At 74.6% G+C, this 16,887-nt stretch carries 22 protein-coding genes and 1 pseudogene; 4 read left to right on the top strand and 19 right to left on the bottom strand.

Translation table 11 applies throughout. The annotated features are described in order from the left end of the window. Positions 1–10: 10 nt before the first annotated feature. The 12 genes and pseudogenes from ACSNOK_RS02010 to ACSNOK_RS01955 all read right to left on the bottom strand — a co-directional run bounded on the left by ACSNOK_RS02010 (position 11) and on the right by ACSNOK_RS01955 (position 7,276). A complete protein-coding gene (locus tag ACSNOK_RS02010) occupies positions 11–346 on the bottom strand; it encodes a hypothetical protein (RefSeq protein ID WP_436778771.1) in 336 nt (111 codons plus the stop codon). 128 nt (positions 347–474) lie between these two features. Continuing rightward, entirely contained in the window at positions 475–1,011 is a 537-nt protein-coding gene (locus tag ACSNOK_RS02005; RefSeq protein WP_436778770.1) for a hypothetical protein, read from the bottom strand. Between the two features lie 293 nt (positions 1,012–1,304). Then, positions 1,305–1,814, bottom strand: coding sequence for a GerMN domain-containing protein (locus ACSNOK_RS02000; RefSeq protein WP_436778769.1), 510 nt, complete (start codon positions 1,812–1,814; stop codon positions 1,305–1,307). Then, positions 1,811–3,256, bottom strand: coding sequence for an ATP-binding protein (locus tag ACSNOK_RS01995; protein WP_436778768.1), 1,446 nt, complete (start codon positions 3,254–3,256; stop codon positions 1,811–1,813). Before ACSNOK_RS01995 ends, ACSNOK_RS02000 begins: the two co-directional genes overlap by 4 nt. Positions 3,257–3,297: 41 nt before the next feature. Then, positions 3,298–3,991: pseudogene (locus ACSNOK_RS01990) on the bottom strand (winged helix-turn-helix domain-containing protein). 129 nt (positions 3,992–4,120) lie between these two features. After that, positions 4,121–4,294: a hypothetical protein gene (locus ACSNOK_RS01985; protein WP_436778767.1), complete on the bottom strand. Its 174-nt coding sequence runs from the start codon at positions 4,292–4,294 to the stop codon at positions 4,121–4,123. 27 nt (positions 4,295–4,321) lie between these two features. Further along, positions 4,322–4,654, bottom strand: coding sequence for a hypothetical protein (locus ACSNOK_RS01980; protein WP_436778766.1), 333 nt, complete (start codon positions 4,652–4,654; stop codon positions 4,322–4,324). Further along, on the bottom strand, positions 4,651–4,776 hold the full coding sequence (locus tag ACSNOK_RS01975) for a hypothetical protein (RefSeq protein WP_436778765.1): 126 nt from the start codon (positions 4,774–4,776) through the stop codon (positions 4,651–4,653). Before ACSNOK_RS01975 ends, ACSNOK_RS01980 begins: the two co-directional genes overlap by 4 nt. A 52-nt stretch (positions 4,777–4,828) precedes the next feature. Then, the gene (locus ACSNOK_RS01970) at positions 4,829–5,161 is read right to left on the bottom strand and encodes a hypothetical protein (RefSeq protein WP_436778764.1); all 333 of its coding nucleotides are present in this window, start codon (positions 5,159–5,161) and stop codon (positions 4,829–4,831) included. Further along, complete coding sequence (locus tag ACSNOK_RS01965) at positions 5,104–5,877, bottom strand: acyltransferase family protein (protein WP_436778763.1); 774 nt, start codon at positions 5,875–5,877, stop codon at positions 5,104–5,106. Before ACSNOK_RS01965 ends, ACSNOK_RS01970 begins: the two co-directional genes overlap by 58 nt. After that, positions 5,874–6,713: an SGNH hydrolase domain-containing protein gene (locus ACSNOK_RS01960; protein ID WP_436778762.1), complete on the bottom strand. Its 840-nt coding sequence runs from the start codon at positions 6,711–6,713 to the stop codon at positions 5,874–5,876. Before ACSNOK_RS01960 ends, ACSNOK_RS01965 begins: the two co-directional genes overlap by 4 nt. Before the next feature lie 173 nt (positions 6,714–6,886). Further along, a complete protein-coding gene (locus ACSNOK_RS01955; RefSeq protein WP_436778761.1) occupies positions 6,887–7,276 on the bottom strand; it encodes a MiAMP1 family antimicrobial peptide in 390 nt (129 codons plus the stop codon). Between the two features lie 182 nt (positions 7,277–7,458). Here ACSNOK_RS01955 and ACSNOK_RS01950 point away from each other — a divergent pair, with 182 nt between their 5' ends. Then, entirely contained in the window at positions 7,459–7,947 is a 489-nt protein-coding gene (locus ACSNOK_RS01950; protein ID WP_436778801.1) for a nuclear transport factor 2 family protein, read from the top strand. Between the two features lie 107 nt (positions 7,948–8,054). On the opposite strand, the gene ACSNOK_RS01945 is transcribed toward ACSNOK_RS01950, so the two are convergent. Further along, positions 8,055–9,560, bottom strand: a complete 1,506-nt coding sequence (locus ACSNOK_RS01945) for a peptide MFS transporter (RefSeq protein ID WP_436778760.1) — start codon at positions 9,558–9,560, stop codon at positions 8,055–8,057. Positions 9,561–9,743: 183 nt separating this feature from the next. Here ACSNOK_RS01945 and ACSNOK_RS01940 point away from each other — a divergent pair, with 183 nt between their 5' ends. Both ACSNOK_RS01940 and ACSNOK_RS01935 read left to right on the top strand, forming a co-directional pair. After that, on the top strand, positions 9,744–10,067 hold the full coding sequence (locus tag ACSNOK_RS01940; protein ID WP_436778759.1) for an antibiotic biosynthesis monooxygenase family protein: 324 nt from the start codon (positions 9,744–9,746) through the stop codon (positions 10,065–10,067). 73 nt (positions 10,068–10,140) lie between these two features. Next, positions 10,141–10,815, top strand: a complete 675-nt coding sequence (locus ACSNOK_RS01935) for a TenA family protein (RefSeq protein WP_436778758.1) — start codon at positions 10,141–10,143, stop codon at positions 10,813–10,815. A gap of 92 nt (positions 10,816–10,907) precedes the next feature. Here the strand turns inward: ACSNOK_RS01935 and ACSNOK_RS01930 are convergent, their stop codons facing one another. From ACSNOK_RS01930 to ACSNOK_RS01905, 6 genes are read right to left on the bottom strand one after another with little or no spacing between them, the layout of a single operon-like run. Continuing rightward, on the bottom strand, positions 10,908–11,591 hold the full coding sequence (locus ACSNOK_RS01930) for an SDR family NAD(P)-dependent oxidoreductase (protein WP_436778757.1): 684 nt from the start codon (positions 11,589–11,591) through the stop codon (positions 10,908–10,910). Further along, positions 11,588–11,968 (bottom strand): hypothetical protein, encoded by a 381-nt coding sequence (locus tag ACSNOK_RS01925; protein WP_436778756.1) that lies wholly within the window; start codon positions 11,966–11,968, stop codon positions 11,588–11,590. The genes ACSNOK_RS01930 and ACSNOK_RS01925 overlap by 4 nt, the downstream gene beginning before the upstream one ends. Continuing rightward, positions 11,965–13,347 (bottom strand): FAD-binding oxidoreductase, encoded by a 1,383-nt coding sequence (locus tag ACSNOK_RS01920; protein WP_436778755.1) that lies wholly within the window; start codon positions 13,345–13,347, stop codon positions 11,965–11,967. Before ACSNOK_RS01920 ends, ACSNOK_RS01925 begins: the two co-directional genes overlap by 4 nt. After that, the gene (locus tag ACSNOK_RS01915; protein ID WP_436778754.1) at positions 13,344–14,453 is read right to left on the bottom strand and encodes an NAD(P)/FAD-dependent oxidoreductase; all 1,110 of its coding nucleotides are present in this window, start codon (positions 14,451–14,453) and stop codon (positions 13,344–13,346) included. Before ACSNOK_RS01915 ends, ACSNOK_RS01920 begins: the two co-directional genes overlap by 4 nt. Further along, positions 14,450–15,865, bottom strand: coding sequence for a class I tRNA ligase family protein (locus ACSNOK_RS01910; protein WP_436778753.1), 1,416 nt, complete (start codon positions 15,863–15,865; stop codon positions 14,450–14,452). The genes ACSNOK_RS01915 and ACSNOK_RS01910 overlap by 4 nt, the downstream gene beginning before the upstream one ends. Further along, on the bottom strand, positions 15,862–16,212 hold the full coding sequence (locus ACSNOK_RS01905) for a cupin domain-containing protein (RefSeq protein WP_436778752.1): 351 nt from the start codon (positions 16,210–16,212) through the stop codon (positions 15,862–15,864). Before ACSNOK_RS01905 ends, ACSNOK_RS01910 begins: the two co-directional genes overlap by 4 nt. A gap of 124 nt (positions 16,213–16,336) precedes the next feature. Between ACSNOK_RS01905 and ACSNOK_RS01900 the strand changes: the two genes are divergently transcribed. Next, positions 16,337–16,816: a hypothetical protein gene (locus tag ACSNOK_RS01900; protein ID WP_436778751.1), complete on the top strand. Its 480-nt coding sequence runs from the start codon at positions 16,337–16,339 to the stop codon at positions 16,814–16,816. Positions 16,817–16,887: the final 71 nt, after the last annotated feature.

The raw sequence follows: 16,887 nt of genomic DNA, 5'->3' as shown, positions 1-16,887 counted from the left end.
CGGGAGGCGGTCACCCGCCCCGCCGCCCGCCGCCCCGCAGCGCCACCGCCGCTCCGGCGAGCACCACCGTGATCACGAGGGCACCGGCCCACCCCAGCGCCGCCACGTCGGTGCCGGAGTCCAGCAGCCGCGAACCGCCCCACGAGCCCGCCGCGTTGCCCAGGTTGTAGGCGGAGGTGTTCGCGGCCACGGCCAGGGCGGATCCGCCGTCCGCCGCGCCCAGTACCCAGGACTGGAGCGGCGGGACCAGGGCCCCGGAGGCGAAACCGATCAGCAGGATCGCCGGCGCGACCGCGGCCTTGCCGTGCGCCGCCGCGCCGATCAGGGCCAGGGCTCCCGCGAGCACCGCCAGCACGGTCAGCAGCGGTGCCGCGCGGCGACCGGTCCGCGAGCCGCCCGCCCACCGCGTTGCCCGCGAAGCCGCCCAGGCCGAAGACGAACAGCAGGAGGTCGTGGCGGTCGCCCCGAACCCCGTCACCCCCCGCAGCAGCGGTGACACATAGCTGTAGAGGTTCCGGGCGCAGCGGGCGACGAGTTCCTGCTGCTGTTCCCGGGTGCCGAACCGGTACTCGGCGTCGCCGACCCCGCACGGCAGCGGGCCGGACAGCCCGGTGCGCGCGGGTCGACCAGCAGCAGGTCGGGGTCGGCGAGCAGGTCCCGCAGGCCGTGGGCGAACTTCTCGGCCCGGTCGATAGCCGTCTCGCCGGGGCCGCCGGGGTTGATCGCGACGGTGCCCTTGGCGGCGCCCGCCGCGCGGTGCCGGACCACCGCGTACCGCACCTTGATCGTGCCCAGCCCGGGTTTTCCGGCCACCAGCGGCCGGTCCACCGTGCCGCAGTCGACCCTGTGCCCGCTCACCGTCGGGCATCCGGCCACTCCCGCGCCGGCCACTCCCGCGCTGCCCGTGCCCGTGCCGGCTCCCGTGCCGCCGGCGACGGCCGGCGCCACCGCCGACGCCAGCACGGCCATCACTCCCGCGACCAGCCCCGCCCGCCGCGATCCGCGCTTCACCGTCCGCACTTCTCTGTTCCCCTTCGTGCTTGGGCTTCGTTCGGCTTCGGTCGAGCACGACATTGCCGGGTGTTCGGCAGAGGTACGGCAGAGCGATGACAAAAGTGTGTGAGAAGGCCGGGCGCCTTCGGGCGCTGCCCGGCGGCGCGGCGCGGCCCGAGCGTTCACCTGACGGGCTGAGCCATCGCCCCGCCGGACGCCTTGGACCGCGAGACGGCGTTGGAGCCGGCCACCGGCTCGACCACCTCCCGTGGGCCGGCCTGTACGACAGACAGGCGGACCGCGGTGGGCCGTCAGCGGGGGCACGTCTCCGTGGCCGGTGCCTCGCCGCCCGGGCGGTGGACCGTGACGCGCACGTCCTGCGGCCAGGTCCGGTCGTCCGTGCCGGCGATGGCGTCGGCCGCCGTGCAGACCAGCTTGCGGAGCGCCGCGCGGCCGGCGGGCCAGCCGGGCGGCAGGTGGACGTCGGCCGTCCGCCGGTCCTGGGCGACGGCGGTCGGTGCCAGGGTGCCGGGCGGGATGAAGGTCACCAGTCCGCGCCCGCGTTCGGCGGCGTCGGGCCCGGCCACCAGCCGGTCCACCGCCGCCTGAAGCACGTCGGGACCGGAGTGGACACGGGAGACCCGCTCCAGCCCCAGGGGCGAGGAGAAGTAGAGGTGCAGGGCGGGGGCCGGACGCCCTCCCGCCGGCGGCAGGCCGGAGGCGGGGGCACCGGACGGGGAGGGGCCGGTGTCGTCGATACCGCAGGCGGCGAGTGTGAGGGGGAGCAGGAGGAGGGCGGTTCCTGCCGGGTGCCGTCTCATGCCGGTTCCCGGGGCAGGGAGAGCGTGAACACCGCTCCGCCGTCCGGGCCGTTGGCGGCCGTGAGGGTGCCGCCGTGCAGCCGGGCGTTCTCGGCGGCGATGGCGAGGCCCAGACCGCTGCCCTCGCTGTGGGTGCGGGCCGCGTCGCCCTTGGTGAACCGGTCGAAGACGTGCGGCAGGACGTCCTCCGGGATGCCGGGCCCGCCGTCGGCGACGGTGACGACCAGCCGGTCACCCTCCGCCCGGGCCCGCACGTCCACGGGCACGTCAGGACCGCCGTGCCGGAACGCGTTGCCGACCAGATTGGCCAGGACGACGTCGACGCGCCGCGGGTCGAGCCGGGCGCGCAGCCCCGGCGGCACGCCCACGCCGACCCGGTCCTGCCAGTGCCGCAGGGCGAGGGTCTTGCGGACCAGCTCACCCACGTCGATGTCGTCGAGGTGCAGGGCGGCGGCGCCCGCGTCGAAGCGCGAGATCTCCATCAGGTCCTCGACCATGCGGACGAGCTTGCCCGTCTCGTCGGCGACCAGCTCCAGCGCCTCGGCGGTCTCCGGCTCCAGCTGCCCCGAGGCCGCGTCCTGGTCGAGCACGTCGGTGACGGCGGACATCACGGCGAGGGGCGTGCGCAGCTCGTGCGAGACGTCGGCGGCGAAGCGCCGCGCCCGGGCCTCCATGGCGCGCAGGGCGGCGGCGTCGGCCTGGAGGGTCTCGGCCATGGTGTTGAAGGTCCTTCCCAGGTCGGCGAGTTGGTCGTCCCCGGTGACGCGGATGCGGGTGTCGAGGGCTCCCGCGGCCATGCTCTCGGCGGCCGAGCGGAGCCGCCGCACCGGGCGCAGCACGCGGCGGGCGGCCAGCAGCGCCGGTCCGACGGCCAGCAGGACGACGGGCAGGGCACCGGCGCGCGCGGCGGCGACGAGGACGTCCACGTCCCGTGCCTCGTCCTTCAGGGAGAAGGAGGCGTAGACGACGAGTCCGGACGGATCGGCCGGCCGGTCGGCGCGGGTGACCGGCAGGGCGACGGCCAGCCACGGGTTCCCGCCGTGGTGGAAGCGCTGGACGACGGCGGTGCGGGCTGAGGACGCGGCGTCCCGCAGCGGCCCGGGCAGGACGGGCGCGGGACCCGCGGCGGGGACGAGCGGGCCGGCGCCGTAGGCGGCCGCCGTGCGCCAGTCCCGCGACCCGCCCGCCCGGTCGAGCTGGAGCGCCAGGGCGCGCAGGTCCCGGTCGGCGGGCGCGGCCGGCAGGTCGGGGGCGAGGGCGCCGGTCTGCGCGCGCAGGTCGTGCACGGCACCGTCCCGGGCCCGGTCCAGGATCGCGGCGCGCGCCTGCCGGAAGGTGAGGGCGGCGGTCGTCAGCGCGCTGAGGGCCGACACCAGGAGGAACGCGACGACGAGCCGGGTGCGCAGCCCGCGCGGGAGGAGGCGTCGCAGAAGGCGCCGCACCGCTTCGAGCAGGCGTCTCACAGCGGGCCAAAGCGGTAGCCTCACAGCGGCCCGAAGCGGTAGCCGAACCCGCGCACGGTCTGGACGTACCAGGGCTCGCGCTGGTCGTCCTCCACCTTCGCGCGCAGACGCTTGACGCACGCGTCGACGAGCCGGGCGTCGCCGTAGTAGCTGTTGTTCCCAGACCAGTTCGAGGAGCTGCTGACGGCTGTAGGTCTGCCCCGGGGTGGCCGACAGGAAGAGCAGGAGCTTGAGTTCGGACGGGGCGAGGGTCAGCTCCCGGCCGTGCTTGCACACCCGCACGGCTGCGGTGTCGATCTCCAGGTCGCCGTGGACGACGGTCTGCCTGCGGTCGGCCAGGTCGGGCTGCGACGGGGCGGCGCGCCGCAGTACCGCGCGCATCCGGGCCTCGATGATCTAGGTGCTCGCCGACTTGACGATGTAGTCGTCGGCGCCCGCCTCCAGGCCCACCACCACGTCGATGTCGTCGCCGCGCGCGGAGAGGATCACGATGGGCACCTGGCTGGTCTCGCGGACGCGCCGGCACACCTCCAGGCCGCTCATGCCGGGCAGCATCAGGTCGAGCAGCACGAGGCCCGGGGCGAACGGACCGAGCGATTCCAGGCCGTCCTCGCCCGTGCCGACCGCCTCCGTCTCGTGGCCGTTGCGGCGCAGGCCCAGCGTGACCCCACGGCGCACGGCGGGGTCGTCCTCGATCAGCAGGACGCGTGTCATGGCGCGGACTTCTCCTCTCTCGTCGGGTCTCCCGCCCGTCGGTCCGCCCTCTCCGGGAGACCGTCGGCCTCGCCCGAAACGCCGAAAGAAGGCCGATACCTGGGTGAATGTACATATACGGACCATGCGTCACCGGGCGGCAGGACGAGCCCCCGCCGGGGCGGCGGCACCCGTCTCGTCGCACAGGACGGTCCACGGCTCCCCGGACAGCCCGGACTCGTGGACCTGGACACGCACGTCCGCCGGCCGCTCACCGCCCGGGACGCCCGGCGCGGCGGCGGCCGTGCACACCAGCTGGTTCACCGCCGCCCTGTCCAACTCGGGTACCAGTCAGGGCAGGTACAGCTCCACCGTCCCGGGCGCCGTAGCCTCGGCCCGGACCCGGTGGGCGCCGCGCGGCAGCGCCGTCCCGAGCCCGCGGCCCCGCTCCTCCGGGGTGGGCCCGGCCAGCAGCGCGTCCAGCGCCTCCTGCGGCCCGGCACCGGCCGGACGCGCCCCGGCGGCGGGCGCGCCGGCCGCCGCGGGCCCGGCGTCGGAGACACCGCAGGTGGTCAGGGCCCAGGCGGCGGCGAGCAGCGCGAGGACGTGTGTGCGTCCGGCTTTCGCGGTTATTCGCCCAGTTTGTCCGCCCGCGGCACCCCGTGGCGCGCACCCGTGCCTCACAGTGCCGTCAACTTCTCGATGTCCACCGTCCCCGCCCCCGGAACCGGCCGCGGCACCGCCACCCACACACCCGCCGCCACGGCGACGGCGACGACGGCGGCACCCCCGGCAGCCCCCGGCATCCGGCGGCCCACCACGTCCGGAACCGGACCGGATCCTCCACCAGGACCTTCGTCAGCCAGGCCGCCGCCAGCGACACGGCGATCGCCACCGCCGTACGTCCCACCCCGTCAGCCCGAACACCGCCCCCGGCAGCAGCAGATACGCCGGCCAGTGCCACGGGTACAGGCCGTACGACACCTCCCCGAGTCGGCGCGGGACGGCGCTGCCCACGAGCCGGCCGGCGCGCCCGTGTGGCGCGTGGGCGAGGAGCGCGATCAGCAGGGCGGCCGCCAGGGAGTGGACGAACAGCCCGCCCCGGAAGAGCCCCGGCGCGTTCTGCCCGTCGGTCAGTACCCAGACGGCACCGATACCGCACGCCAGGACCGCGCACCCGCCGTCCGCCACACCCCCCCCTGCACCCGGGCGAGCGCGCCCCTGACCGGTGCCGTGGCCGCCAGCGCGCCCAGCAGCAGCGCGAACGCCCGCGTGTCCGTCCCCTCGTACGCGCGCGTCGTGTCCACGACGTCGCCGAAGCGCAGCATCAGCGCGAGCGAGACGAGCGTCCCCGCGCCGGCGAGCACGGCGATCCGCCGCTCACCGCCCCGGCCCCGCCCGGCGAACGCCACCACCAGCGGCCAGGCCAGGTAGAACTGCCACTCGACGGCGACGCTCCACAGGTGCGCGAAGAGGCGGGTGCCGGAGGCGTTCCAGTAGCCGATCCGCTCGGTGATGAAGTGCCAGTTGACCGACTGCGCCGCGACCGGCGCGTCGTCGAGCGCGAACAGCAGGACGGACGGCCCGGCGAACGCCCAGGCGAGCAGGAGCGTGCCGACGCCGACGACGGCCAGCGCGGGCAGCAGGCGGCGCGCCCGTCGGACCCAGAACGCGAACAGGCCGATCCGCCCCCGGTCCGCCGCCTCCCGCAGCAGCAGTCCGGTGATCAGGAAGCCGGAGAGCACGAAGAACAGGTCGACACCCAGGAAGCCGCCGCTCAGGTGCCCGGCGTGGAAGAGCAGGACGGCGAGAACGGCCAGCCCGCGCAGCCCGTCGAGCGGGGCGATGTGGGCGCGGCGTACGGGGACGGCCCCGCCCGGAGCGTCGCGGGCCGTGGCGCGGCTCATCGGCAGCCGAGCTTGCCGTAGCGCGCGTCACCGGTCCACGAGCCGGTCGCCCACTTCTCCGGGGCGGCCGGAGTGAACCCGTACGCCGCGCCCAGCCGCTCGCCGAACCACTTGGCGAAGGCGGCCGAACCCTGCTGGCACGAGTGGATGCCGTCGTCCGACCGCCGGGCGTCGGCGGCGCCGGGATCGGTGCCCCACAGCGTGGAGGCGTCGAGGAACCGCACCGCCCCGCCGCTGCGGTCGGCGACCTCCTTCGCCGCCTTCGGCGCGCTCGCGATGGCCCCCGTGTACTTCTTATAGAAGTCGTCGATCTCGAAGGGCGGCGCGGAGACGATCACCAGCTCGGCACCGGCCCGCTTCGCGGTCTTCGCGAGCTTCTCGTACGAGGCGCGTTGCTGCTCGGCGGTGCCCCAGTCGTAGGTGGTGATCTGGTAGGCGATCACGTTCGGCCGGAAGGAGCCGATGTGCTTGGCGAGGTCCTTCCAGGTCGACTCCGCGGTCTGCCGTGCCATCCGGTCGCCCTCGACGACCGTGCCGCCGCCGTCCGACGACGCGTCCTTGAACTCCACGCCGCTCGCCTTCAGCGCCGCCGCCAGGGCCGGCGCCTCCGCACCGGAGATGGAGTCGCCCACCCAGAGGATCTTCTTCCCCTGGCCCGCGCCGTCCCGTGCCGCGTCCGACGACCGCGTCCGCGCACTGTCGCCCTCGCCGCCCGACGCGGTGCCTGACGCGCCGCAGCCGGTGAGGGCGGCGGCGGCGGTGGCAGTGGCGGTGAGGAGGACGCCGAGGGCGGCGCGGCGGCGACGGGAGGAGCGGGGAATGTTGTCCGTGTTCATGACCACAGGCAAGCAGCGCGCGAAGCCGATAAGCCGGGCGGTCACCTTCCGGTCACATGACGGGCAAAGAGCGGTCATACGGCGAGGCGCGAACAAAGGTTTTGGGCACTTCTGTGCCCGGAACCCCGGTTTCTCCGATTTCCGTCGGCTCGGCCGCCTCGGCAGCCGCCGGCTCAGCAGACGATGTAAATGCTCTGCCAGCCGAAGGGAGTGGACTGTTCCGCGCCCCTGTTGCTCCGGAGGACGGTGTGGACGGGGTCGCGCCCGTCGGCCGCGTTGTGCATGCGGCCGTCCTGCCCACGGGGAATCCATTTGTAGGAACCGTGGAAGGGGATGGTGTGGTGTCCGCAGCCGTTGACGTCGGCCGACCGTCCGGAGTAACTCGTCCCCTCGTAGGCGACGAAGGACGAGGTCATACCGGCCGCGCCGGAAGCGGACGCGGGCGCGGATACCGACGCGGACGCCGATGCGGCCGCGCCGGCCGGAACCGCCGTGAGACCACCGATCGCCGCCGTCGCCGCCAGTGCGACCGCCACTCGCCGACCGAATGCCGAATTGGTCATGAGAATGCCTTCTTTGTGTTTTCCGTGGCTCAGGCCTTGCCTTGATGCTAGACACCGTCCCTGCGGCCCTCCTATGCGTTTCGATACCGCTCTAAAGCACCGCGTCGACGTGGCGGAACAAGAAGGGGAAGTTGCCGGAGTTGACCTCAGGTGCGGTTGAGGGAGGAGAGTGAGCGACATGACTGCACAGCAGGAACACTTCCAAATCACCACGCTCGTCAGCCGCTTCTTCCGCGCCCTCGACGAGCGCGCGTTCGAGAACGACTGGACGCGCGCCTACGTCACCGACGACATACGCGCCGAAACCCGATCGGAACGACCGAGGGCCACGATGCGATGCGGAAACACAGGAGGAGGCCGTCGGCTGGTTCGCCCGCACCCAGCACCTCACCACCGACCTCCTGGTCGACGTCGACGCCACCGCGGGAACGGCGACGGCCTCTTGGAACTCCCTGATGACCCACGTCCACCACGCCGCGACCCTCCGCGAATGCGGCGAGGGCGCACTCCCCGTCTTCACCGTCGGTGGCCTCTGGCAGGCGACACTGCGCCGCACCCCCGACGGCTGGCGCTTCTCCCGCACGTCCGTCCGGCCAAACTGGACCACGGGCGAGCCGCCGCCGCTCCCGGAGGCGGCGACAGCGGCCCGGGCACTTGAGGAGGGCCGATAACAGACCGGAATCCCCGGGGCCGACCTCCTTCGGCAACGCCCCGGGCCTCGTCGGTGGGCCCGGTGACGGGCCGGGGCGGCCCGGACTGGCGGGCGGTGGGCTCGGGCTCACACTCCCAGGCGGCGTGCCAGTGGCCGGCGGGCGAGGAACAGGGTGGTGGCCGTGGCCAGGGCGGTCAGGGCCAGGGCGAGGAAGTACGCGGGGGAGGGCGAGTCGCTCCCGGCCGCCTTCAGGGCGTTGCCGCCGAGTCCGCCGCCGAGTGCTCCGGCCAGCCAGAACAGGCCCACCATCTGGCTGACGAACGTCGCCGGTGCCACGGCGGTGGCGACACTCATGCCGACCGGCGCGAAGGCCACCTCGCCGGCCGCCAACAGCAGGAAGGCCAGCAGCAGCCACAGCGGTGACACCCGGCCGTCGGCCGCCGAGGCGGACTGCCACGCCGCGAGCGCCATGACCGTGAAGGCCGCGCCCATGCACACCATGCCGATGGTGAACTTGGCGGCGGCGTTGATCCGGTCCCCCGCGCGCCTCCACACCATGGCGAACAGCGGTGCGGTGAGCAGCACGAACAGCGGTAGCGCCGACTGGAACCAGCTCGCCGGCACGGTGCGGCCGAACACCACGCGGTCCGTCGAGTCCCTGGCGAAGACCGAGAAGACCGACCCAGCCTGCAGCGACATCGCCCAGAACAGGGCCGAGGCCAGGAACAGCCAGACGTACGTCCTCACCCGGACCCGTTCCGCCTTCGTCAGCCGGGGGACACGGAGCAGGTGCCGGAAGAAGAGCACCGGCACCACCACGGTCAGCAGGCCGGTCAGAGCCATGACGTGGGCGATCCGGAAGGTGCCGAGCGCCGCGTCGGTGCCGTACCCGAGCGCGAGGACGGCGACCGCCACCGCGGTGACCCACAGCACCCGGGCGCGCTGCGCCGGGGTGGCGGGGTGTTCCGGGGCGCGGCCGACGGCGCCGAAGTGGCGGGAGCCGCGCACGTACTGGAACAGCCCCAAGGCCATGCCGAACGCGGCGAGCCCGAATCCCAGGTGCCAGTTCACGGTCTCACCCACGGCGCCCACGGCGAGGGGCGACACCAGGGCGCTGATCTGGACGCTCATGTAGAAGACCGCGAACCCGGCGTCCCGGCCCGCCCGGTCCCGGGGCGGGTAGAACGCGCTCAGCAGTCCGGCCATGTTCGGTTTCAGCAACCCGGTGCCGGCCGCGATGAGGAGCAGCCCGGGGTAGAAGAACGTGTGCCCGGGGACGGCCAGCGACACGTGGCCCAGCCCGATCAGGGCAGCCCCGTACAGGACGGCACGGCGGGACCCAAGCAGCCGGTCACCGACCCAGCCGCCCGGCACCGACGCGACGAAGACCGTGGCCAGGTACAGGCCGTAGAGCGCGGCGGCGTCACCGTCGCCCATGCCGAGCCCACCCTCCGCCGCCGGCGCCGAGGCGTACAGGACGAGGATCGCCGACATTCCGTAGAAGCTGAACCGTTCCCAGATGTCGGTGGCGAACAGGGTGGTGAACCACCGGGGCCGGCCCAGCGGACCTCTGCCGCCGGTACGGGGCGGGCGGACCGGTTCGGCGGCCCGCGGGCGGATCGGCGCGGTCATGGCTCCTCCATCAGGACGCTGGCGCGGGGGAAGAGACTCGCCTCGGGGCGTCGGAGGCCGGTCGAGGGCGGGTGGAGGCCGGTGCCGTCCCGGGCAGCGGCCGCCGGTTCGAGCCGGTGTCGAGGGCGGTCGCCGACCCTGGATGCCTTCCGCGAACGCCGACAGAGGACGGAGGCCGGCCAGATGCCGCAGTCCCTCCCCTTCCGAGTGATGCTGCGCATGGAGGTCCACCCCGGCCAGGGGGCCGAGTTCGAGCGGGTGTGGCAAGAGATCGGGCGGCGCATCGCCGCACAACCGGGCAATCTGTGCCAGACGTTGGCCCGGTCGGCCGACGAGGACGACGTGTACTACGTCGTCACCGACTGGGTCGACGCCCCGAGCTTCCACCGCTTCGAGCACAGCGAGGAACACGTGGACAACCGCCGGCGGCTCGCCCCCTTCCGGTGCGGTGGCGAGATGCGGCTCAGCCAGACGCTGTGCCTGCTGCCGGGGGAGGCGGCCCGATGACCCCTCCCGTACGTCCCCGCGGCCCCACGCCCCTTATGCCCCACGCCTCCCTGCAACGGACAGGAGCACTGTCGTGCTGCACCAGGAACTGAAGGAACTGGCAGAGCCCGAGTGGAAGGAGATCACCGAGCACCCGTTCTGGGCGGGAGTGCGGGACGGGACCCTGCCCGCCCGTGCCCTGACGCACCTCGTCGAGCAGTGCGCGGGCCATGTCCTGCCCGCCTACGCCAGGGCCCTGGCCCGTACCGCGGCCGCCACCCGCTGGGACCGGCACGTCGTGCTGCTGGCACAGGCCGCGGCGGGCACGGTACGGGCGCGCGACCGGTTGCTGGCAGCGCACAACGGGCTGGACGCCGCCCTCGGCGTCCCCCGCGCCGACCCCAAGGCGCCCGCCGGCGCCATCACCCACGCGCACACCGCGTTCCTGCACGCGGCGACGGCCACGACGGTGGCCGCCGGCATGGGCGCGCTCCTGCCCCTGGCCTGGTTCCGTCAGCGTGTCGGGGACGACCTGCGCCTGCGCCGGGTGCCCGGCTCGCGGCACGGTGCCTGGGCCGACGCCTTCCGGCCCGGACCCGAGTACGCGCGGAGCGTCGCCGAACTGGAGGGCGCCTACGACGAACTCGGTGAGCTGATGGCTGCGCCAGGACGGACGGAACTGGTCGAGTACTTCACGCTGGGACTGCGCTACACCGCGTCCCTCACGAAGGCCGCCTGGGCCGAGGCCGGACCGCGGGCGGTCGGCTGACCCGCCGCCGGCCCGCACCGCCGCCCGGCCCGGCCCCCACGGCACGGGCCCGGCCCCACCGAGGGGCCGGGCCCGTGCTCCGTCCCGCGCGTTCACCAGTCGATGACCGCGTCCCGCCGCAGGAACACCCCGCACGGCCCGCCGTCCGGCAGCGTCGCGGCGTCCGCGACGTGCCGGGCCGCCTCCTCGGGGGTCTGCTCCGCCTGCGGCTGCATGCGGGTGCGGACCAGGCCGGGGTTGACGGCGTTCACCAGGACGCCCGTCCCCTCGACCTCCCGCGCCAGCATCGTGGTGAGCGCGTTGAGGGCCACCTTCGAGGCCGTGTAGCCGGGGCACTCGGGAGCCGGGCCGTACGCGAACGACGCGGCCCCGCTGGACACGTTGACCACCCGCCCCCAGCCCCGCTCCACCATGCCGGGCAGGAACGCCTGGGTCACCCGCCAGGCGCCCAGCAGGTTGACGTCCAGGCTGCGGCGCACCAGGTCCAGGTCGGCGACGGCCGGTGCGGAGCCCCAGTCCAGCAGGACGCCCGCGTTGTTGACCAGGATGTCGACGGATCGCCGCGCGGCGGCCGCCCGTACGGCGTCGGGGTCGGTGACGTCCAGCGCGAGGGCCGCCGTGTCGCCGGCGGCCCTGGCGGCCGCCCGCTTGGCGGCCGCCTCGTCCCGTGCGGCGAACAGGACCCGGTGCCCGCGTGCCGCCAGTTCCGTGGCCACCGCCAGGCCGAGGCCGCGGTTGGCCCCGGTGACCAGTGCGGTACGCGCCGGGCCCGTCACGCCCGTACCTCCTCGATGTACGAGGTGCCGTGCGAGCCGTCCGCGCGGCACCACTCCTCGCGCAGCCGCAGCCGGCCGTCCGGCAGCCGTTCCGGGTGGCTCACGCACCGCCCGGACACGACCTCGCCGTCGGTGAGCACCTGGCAGTACGCGGCGGAGACGACCCCGTCCGCGTCGCACCGGCCGACCAGGCGGCCCTGCCGGACCCGGCCGCCGGAGAACTCCGCCCAGACCAGGTCCCGGTGTTGGTGGTAGTGACCGGTGGGGACCTGTGCGGCGCCGGGGCCGGAGGCGGTCTCCGCGGCCGTGGACCGGAAGGTCAGGCCGTCGTAGAGAGCCGGGGCCGGGGCGGTCGGAGGGCGGCCGACGGGGGTCATCGGGAGGCTCCCGTCAGGGTGTAACCGGACCGGAAGACCCCGTCGGGGTCCAGCCGCCGCTTGAGGCGGCACAGCCGGGCGAAGTTCTCCGGGCCGTAGGTCCGCTCTCCCCGGGCGGCCGTGAGGTCTTCCTGGCCCGCGTAGTTGAGGTAGCCCTCGCCCCAGGCGCTGTACGGCTCGGCGAGCCGGGAGACCGAGTGGGCCCACGCCCGCTGCTGGTCGTCGGCGGCCGACAGCCCGGCGTCCCAGATGGCCATGCCGGTGATGTTGAACCGGGCGTTGCGGAAGGGCACCACGCCCGGCACACGGGCCCCGTCGCGTACGGCGCCGTGGATCGGTTCGATCAGGATGGTGTCGTTGTACGGGTCGGTGACCCGGGCCGCGCGGAACCGTTCGGCCACGGCCTCGGCCAGCTCGTCGGGCAGGCCGTCGACGCAGCGCGCGCTCCAGTAGTGCCGCAGTCCGAACGGCAGCCGCCCCAGGCACTGTTGCACGGAGACGTACGAGCGCTCGCCTATGTTCCAGGCCACCGGGGTGAGGTCGGCACGCAGCGCTTTGTCCAGCACGGCCGGGTACGCGGGGTCGGCCCCCGAGTAGCACACGCTGAGGACGCCCGCCGGCTCCTGCATCGGGCCGTACCGTTCGAGGAGCAGGGTGCAGACCAGCTCGTCGGGCGCATCCCGCATCAGGTCGCGGAAGAGCCGTACGACGGCGGCCGGGTCGTCGCCCGGGTAGGCGACGTAACCGCCGTACACGGACGGCACGTCGTGCAGCCGGAAGGTGAACTCGGTGACCGCGCCGAAGTGGTGGCCCGCGCCGCGCAGCGCCCAGTCGATCTCCGGGTACGTCTCCGGGGAGACCCTGAGCGTCTCGCCGGACGCGGTCACCAACTCGTAGCTCAGTACGTTGTCGCAGCTGAGACCCGCGCGGCCCATCAAGTGCCCGATGCCGCCGCCGAGAGTCAGCCCGCCGACGCCGGTGTCGTCGAACGTGCCGCCCGTCGTGGCCATCCGGTACGTGTCGGTCGCCAGGTCGACCTGGGCCCAGGTGGCCCCGCCGCCGACGCGCGCCGTCCGGGCACCGGGGTCGACCCGCACCCCGTTCAGCGACCGCAGGTCGATCACGACGCCGCCGTCGACGGACCCGGCGCCCGCGATGTTGTGCCCGCCGCCCCGTACCGTCGTCGGCAGACCCGTCTCCTGCGCGGCCAGCACCGCGGCCCTTACCCCGGCGGTGTCCCGGGGCAGGCAGACGGCGGCCGGGCGGCGGTCGTGGACCCCGTTGAACAGCAGCCGCACCCGGTCGTAGGCGGGGTGCTCGGCGGTGACCACCCTCCCGGGACAGGCTGCTTCGAGTGTGCGGCGCACATCGGCGCTCATGACGTCTCCCTCCGTGAGATGGGGGTGGCGGCCGGGGCGGGACCGGACCCGGGCGTGCCGGGGGAGAGCCGGGCCAGCAGGGCGCTCGCCGCCTCCCGGGACGCGGCGAGCGCGAGCTTCGCCGAGCCGCCGCTGCCGCCGGTGAAGGTGAACAGCCGCCCGGCGGTGCCGGCCACGGGCGCCAGGGCGAGCCGCCCGGCCGGGCCGTACGCGTCCACGGCGGCCACCGGGTGCAGCAACCGCCCCAGGGACAGGCGGGGCAGTCGCGTCCCGGCCGCCGCCCGGACGGCGCGCTCCTCGTGGCCGAGGAAGCGCACGGTGCCGGGGGCGGCTCCCCAGCGTTCGGTGGGCAGGCCCAGCAGCATCCGGCCGGGGCCCGCCGGGCGGCCGTACAGTCCGCTGGTCTCGTCGACGAAGGCGGGCGGCAGCAGCCCGCCGGCCCGGTAGACGGCGCACTGGGTGGCCTTGGACCGCAGGCTCCCGTCGTCGGGGACGCCAAGGGAGCGCAGCAGCGGGCCTGTCCAAGCGCCGGTGGCCGCCACCAGTACGTCGGCCGTGCCCCGGACGGTGCCGGTCAGGTAGCTCACGCCGCCCTCCGGGCCGTCGAAGGACAGGGCGCGCAGCCGGTCCGGCGGTACGTCCGCGCCGCGGGCGACGAGGTCGGTGATCACCGCCCGGCGCAGGCCGTCGGGGGAGAGGTGGCCGGCGCACGGCTCCAGCACGGCCACCGCGCCCTCCGGGAGGCCCCGGAGGCCGAACTCGTCGGCCAGCCGGCGCGCGTCACACCACTCGGCCGTCGGCGGCAGGGCGTCGGTCCCGGCGGGGGCGGGCCCGGTCGCGGGAGGCAGGACGTACAGGGAAGCGCCGGGGCGGTAGCCGGACCACTCCCGTAGCGTGCGGCTGGTCCGCAGCTCCGCGAGGCTGAGCGCGGACAGCCGCGCCGTCTCGGGATCGCGCTCGAAGGCCCGCACGAGGCCCCCCGACGCGGCGGTCGCGTCCGGCCGGGCGCCGCCGGCCAGCAGGGTCACCCGGACCCCGTGCTCCGTGACGAGCCGCCAGGCCAGCAGCGCACCCGCCATCCCGGCGCCCACGACGCAGATCTTCATGTGGCCGACGCTCCTTGGGGAGCCGGAGCCGGAGCCGGAGCCGGAGCCGGAGCCGGAGCCGCGGCCGGGGCGCCGGCCGTACCGGTGAGCGCGCCGCGCAGCTCCGGGTCGCTTCCAGGGCGCAGCAGACAGCGGGCGGCGTACGCGGCGTCGAAGTACGCAGGCGTCAGGGCCCGCGCGGCCCGCTCCCGCTCGGTGGCGTACTCGGGGCCCCGCACCGCCGGGGCATCGAGGTCCCAGCCGGCGGTCAGGGCGCGGTAGCGCTCCGGGGTGAAGTCGGTGGCGTACGGGGCGGGCCGGTCCCAGCACAGGAACGCGCGCAGCTTCCGCGGCTCCTCGTGCTCCAGCAGTTCGTGGGCCCATACGGCGTGGCCCCTGCTGGTGGAGAACTTGGCACCCGACAGCCGGTAGAACTCGTTGACCACCAAGCCGCCCAGCACGTCCGGCGGCAGTCCGCAGGCCAGGAACAGCACGGGGATGTGCACCAGGTAGTAGAACATGTTGTCCCGGCCCAGGAACGCCCACACGGCATCGACGCCGCGCCAGGCGCGCAGGTGCCCGTCGATCCCCGCCGCGCCCGGTTCCAGTCGCTGTCCGATGGCGTACAGGTAGCCCAGTGCCATCTCGGACCACACGTCGACGCGGTGTCCGGGCGTGGTGACGGACTCCACTCCCCAGTCGGTCGGATAGCTGAGCGGTACCTCGGGGAGTTCGGGGAGGTGGAACAGCCGCCGCAACAGCAGCCGGGCACCGGGCGGCGCGTCGGCAGCGGCCCAGACGCGGCCGAGGCCCTCGCGGTACCGCTCCAACGGGAGGACGGGGCCGCGCACCGTGCGCCGTGCGGTGAGCGGCGCACCGCAGCGGGTGCACCGCGCGTCCACCAGGTTCCCGGCCGCGGTGTACCAGCCGCACCCCTCGCATGTACCGCCGCACGCCTCCGACCCGCACCGGGGACAGGCCCCGGACACGTACGCGTGGTGGGCGACGCCGGGGCAGGACGGGCAGTCGGGGGTCTCCCACTCCCGTACGGGCACCCTCCCGGAGGCGACCAGCTCGTCGAGGAATCCGGCGACCGCGGTCCGGTAGCCGACGTCGCCGAGCGGGTCGGTGAAGACGTCGTGGTGCACGCCCGCCCGCTCGAACACCTCGCGGATGCGCGCGGCGTGTCCGTCGCGTTCCGCGCGTACCTCGGTGCCCTGCTGCCGGGCCCGGGCGAGCACGTAGTTCTGGTGGTCGTCCAGGCCGCACACCGTCAGGACCCGCTCGCCGCGCAGCCGGGCCGCGCGGGCCGCGACGTCCGCGGCGATGTACGGGCCGGCCAGGTGCCCCACGTGCAGCGGACCGTTGGGGGTGGGCGGCGGGGAGAGCAGTACGGTCGTGCCCGGGCCGCCGGGTGGCGCCGCCGGGGTCATCCGGCTTCCCCGGAGTCCGCCGCGGACGGCAGCCAGTAGACGCTGAGGATGCACACCGGCTCCTCGGCCGCCGTGATGACGTGCCGCTCCCCGGGGGACAGCAGCACGGCCGTACCCGGCCTGGCCGTGACCTCCTCACCCTCCACCGTGAACACGGCCGTGCCGCCGACGACGACGGCGAGTTCGACTTCGGGGTGCTCGTCCGGCGCGCTCTTTCCGTGTGCGGGAACGCGGCACCACATGGCGTCGAACGGCAGCGGCTGTTTCGTCGGCCGGTGCTCCCAGCGTCCGATGCCGATTCCGTATTCCTGACTCAGCTGCGATTCATCCAGGGTGAACGTCTGCACGGCCAGCTCCCAGCCGGTAGTCCCTCCGCGCGGCGCGCGGCCGACGGGAAGAGCATCCGGGACACCGCTCAAGGAGCGGTCGAACGGGGTTGGGCCGCCCACCCGCGCGTGCCACCATGAGGTCATGGCCACCGAATTACCGGTGGGGCAGCGCCCCACCCGCTATGCGCCGCGTTCCGTGCGCACGCTGGCATACGAGGAGGTGGGCGGCTGGACGGTGAAACGGTATTCCGTGTCGGCTCTGCGGGAGCTGCCGCCCGCGGAGGTGCACGCCTTCGCCCGGGACGCGGTCCGCCGGAGCCTGCCCGCGCCGCACGACGAGGGCCCCGCGCACGCGTTCAGCGTGGTGCACGAGGACGAGGACGGCGTGTACGCCGTCGTCGGCTGGTGGAGCGTCAACCGGCTGATCCTGCACACCCGTACCTGGCTCGCCGACTGGACGGGCCTTCGACGGCCGACCGAGGCGCCGGCCCACGCCACCGCCTGCGTCTGGGAACTGGCTGCGATCGGCCGCGAGCGCGACGCATGGGTCGAGCACGTCGTGCAGAACGACCCGCCGGACTACGCCCGTTATCTGGCCGCCGGCATCGACGGGGCGTACTGAGGGGGTGAGTACGGTGGGGGTGTCCCGCGACGCCTGCCGGCGCCGCGGGACACCCGGGGAGCAGCCCGCCG

Origin of the sequence: Streptomyces sp. URMC 126 (genome assembly GCF_051386555.1) — a bacterium.
Classification (GTDB): Bacteria; Actinomycetota; Actinomycetes; order Streptomycetales; family Streptomycetaceae; genus Streptomyces.
Note: the sequence above shows the minus strand (reverse complement) of the source record. Positions and strands in the feature narration are given on the sequence as shown.

Coding starts and splice junctions, on each gene's coding strand:
- ACSNOK_RS02000 (WP_436778769.1), bottom strand. CDS start 1,814: ATGAGACGGCACCCGGCAGGAACCGCCCTCCTCCTGCTCCCCCTCACA.
- ACSNOK_RS01975 (WP_436778765.1), bottom strand. CDS start 4,776: ATGCCGGGGGCTGCCGGGGGTGCCGCCGTCGTCGCCGTCGCCGTGGCG.
- ACSNOK_RS01965 (WP_436778763.1), bottom strand. CDS start 5,877: ATGAGCCGCGCCACGGCCCGCGACGCTCCGGGCGGGGCCGTCCCCGTA.
- ACSNOK_RS01960 (WP_436778762.1), bottom strand. CDS start 6,713: ATGAACACGGACAACATTCCCCGCTCCTCCCGTCGCCGCCGCGCCGCC.
- ACSNOK_RS01955 (WP_436778761.1), bottom strand. CDS start 7,276: ATGACCAATTCGGCATTCGGTCGGCGAGTGGCGGTCGCACTGGCGGCG.
- ACSNOK_RS01945 (WP_436778760.1), bottom strand. CDS start 9,560: ATGACCGCGCCGATCCGCCCGCGGGCCGCCGAACCGGTCCGCCCGCCC.
- ACSNOK_RS01940 (WP_436778759.1), top strand. CDS start 9,744: ATGCCGCAGTCCCTCCCCTTCCGAGTGATGCTGCGCATGGAGGTCCAC.
- ACSNOK_RS01925 (WP_436778756.1), bottom strand. CDS start 11,968: ATGACCCCCGTCGGCCGCCCTCCGACCGCCCCGGCCCCGGCTCTCTAC.
- ACSNOK_RS01920 (WP_436778755.1), bottom strand. CDS start 13,347: ATGAGCGCCGATGTGCGCCGCACACTCGAAGCAGCCTGTCCCGGGAGG.
- ACSNOK_RS01915 (WP_436778754.1), bottom strand. CDS start 14,453: ATGAAGATCTGCGTCGTGGGCGCCGGGATGGCGGGTGCGCTGCTGGCC.
- ACSNOK_RS01910 (WP_436778753.1), bottom strand. CDS start 15,865: ATGACCCCGGCGGCGCCACCCGGCGGCCCGGGCACGACCGTACTGCTC.
- ACSNOK_RS01900 (WP_436778751.1), top strand. CDS start 16,337: ATGGCCACCGAATTACCGGTGGGGCAGCGCCCCACCCGCTATGCGCCG.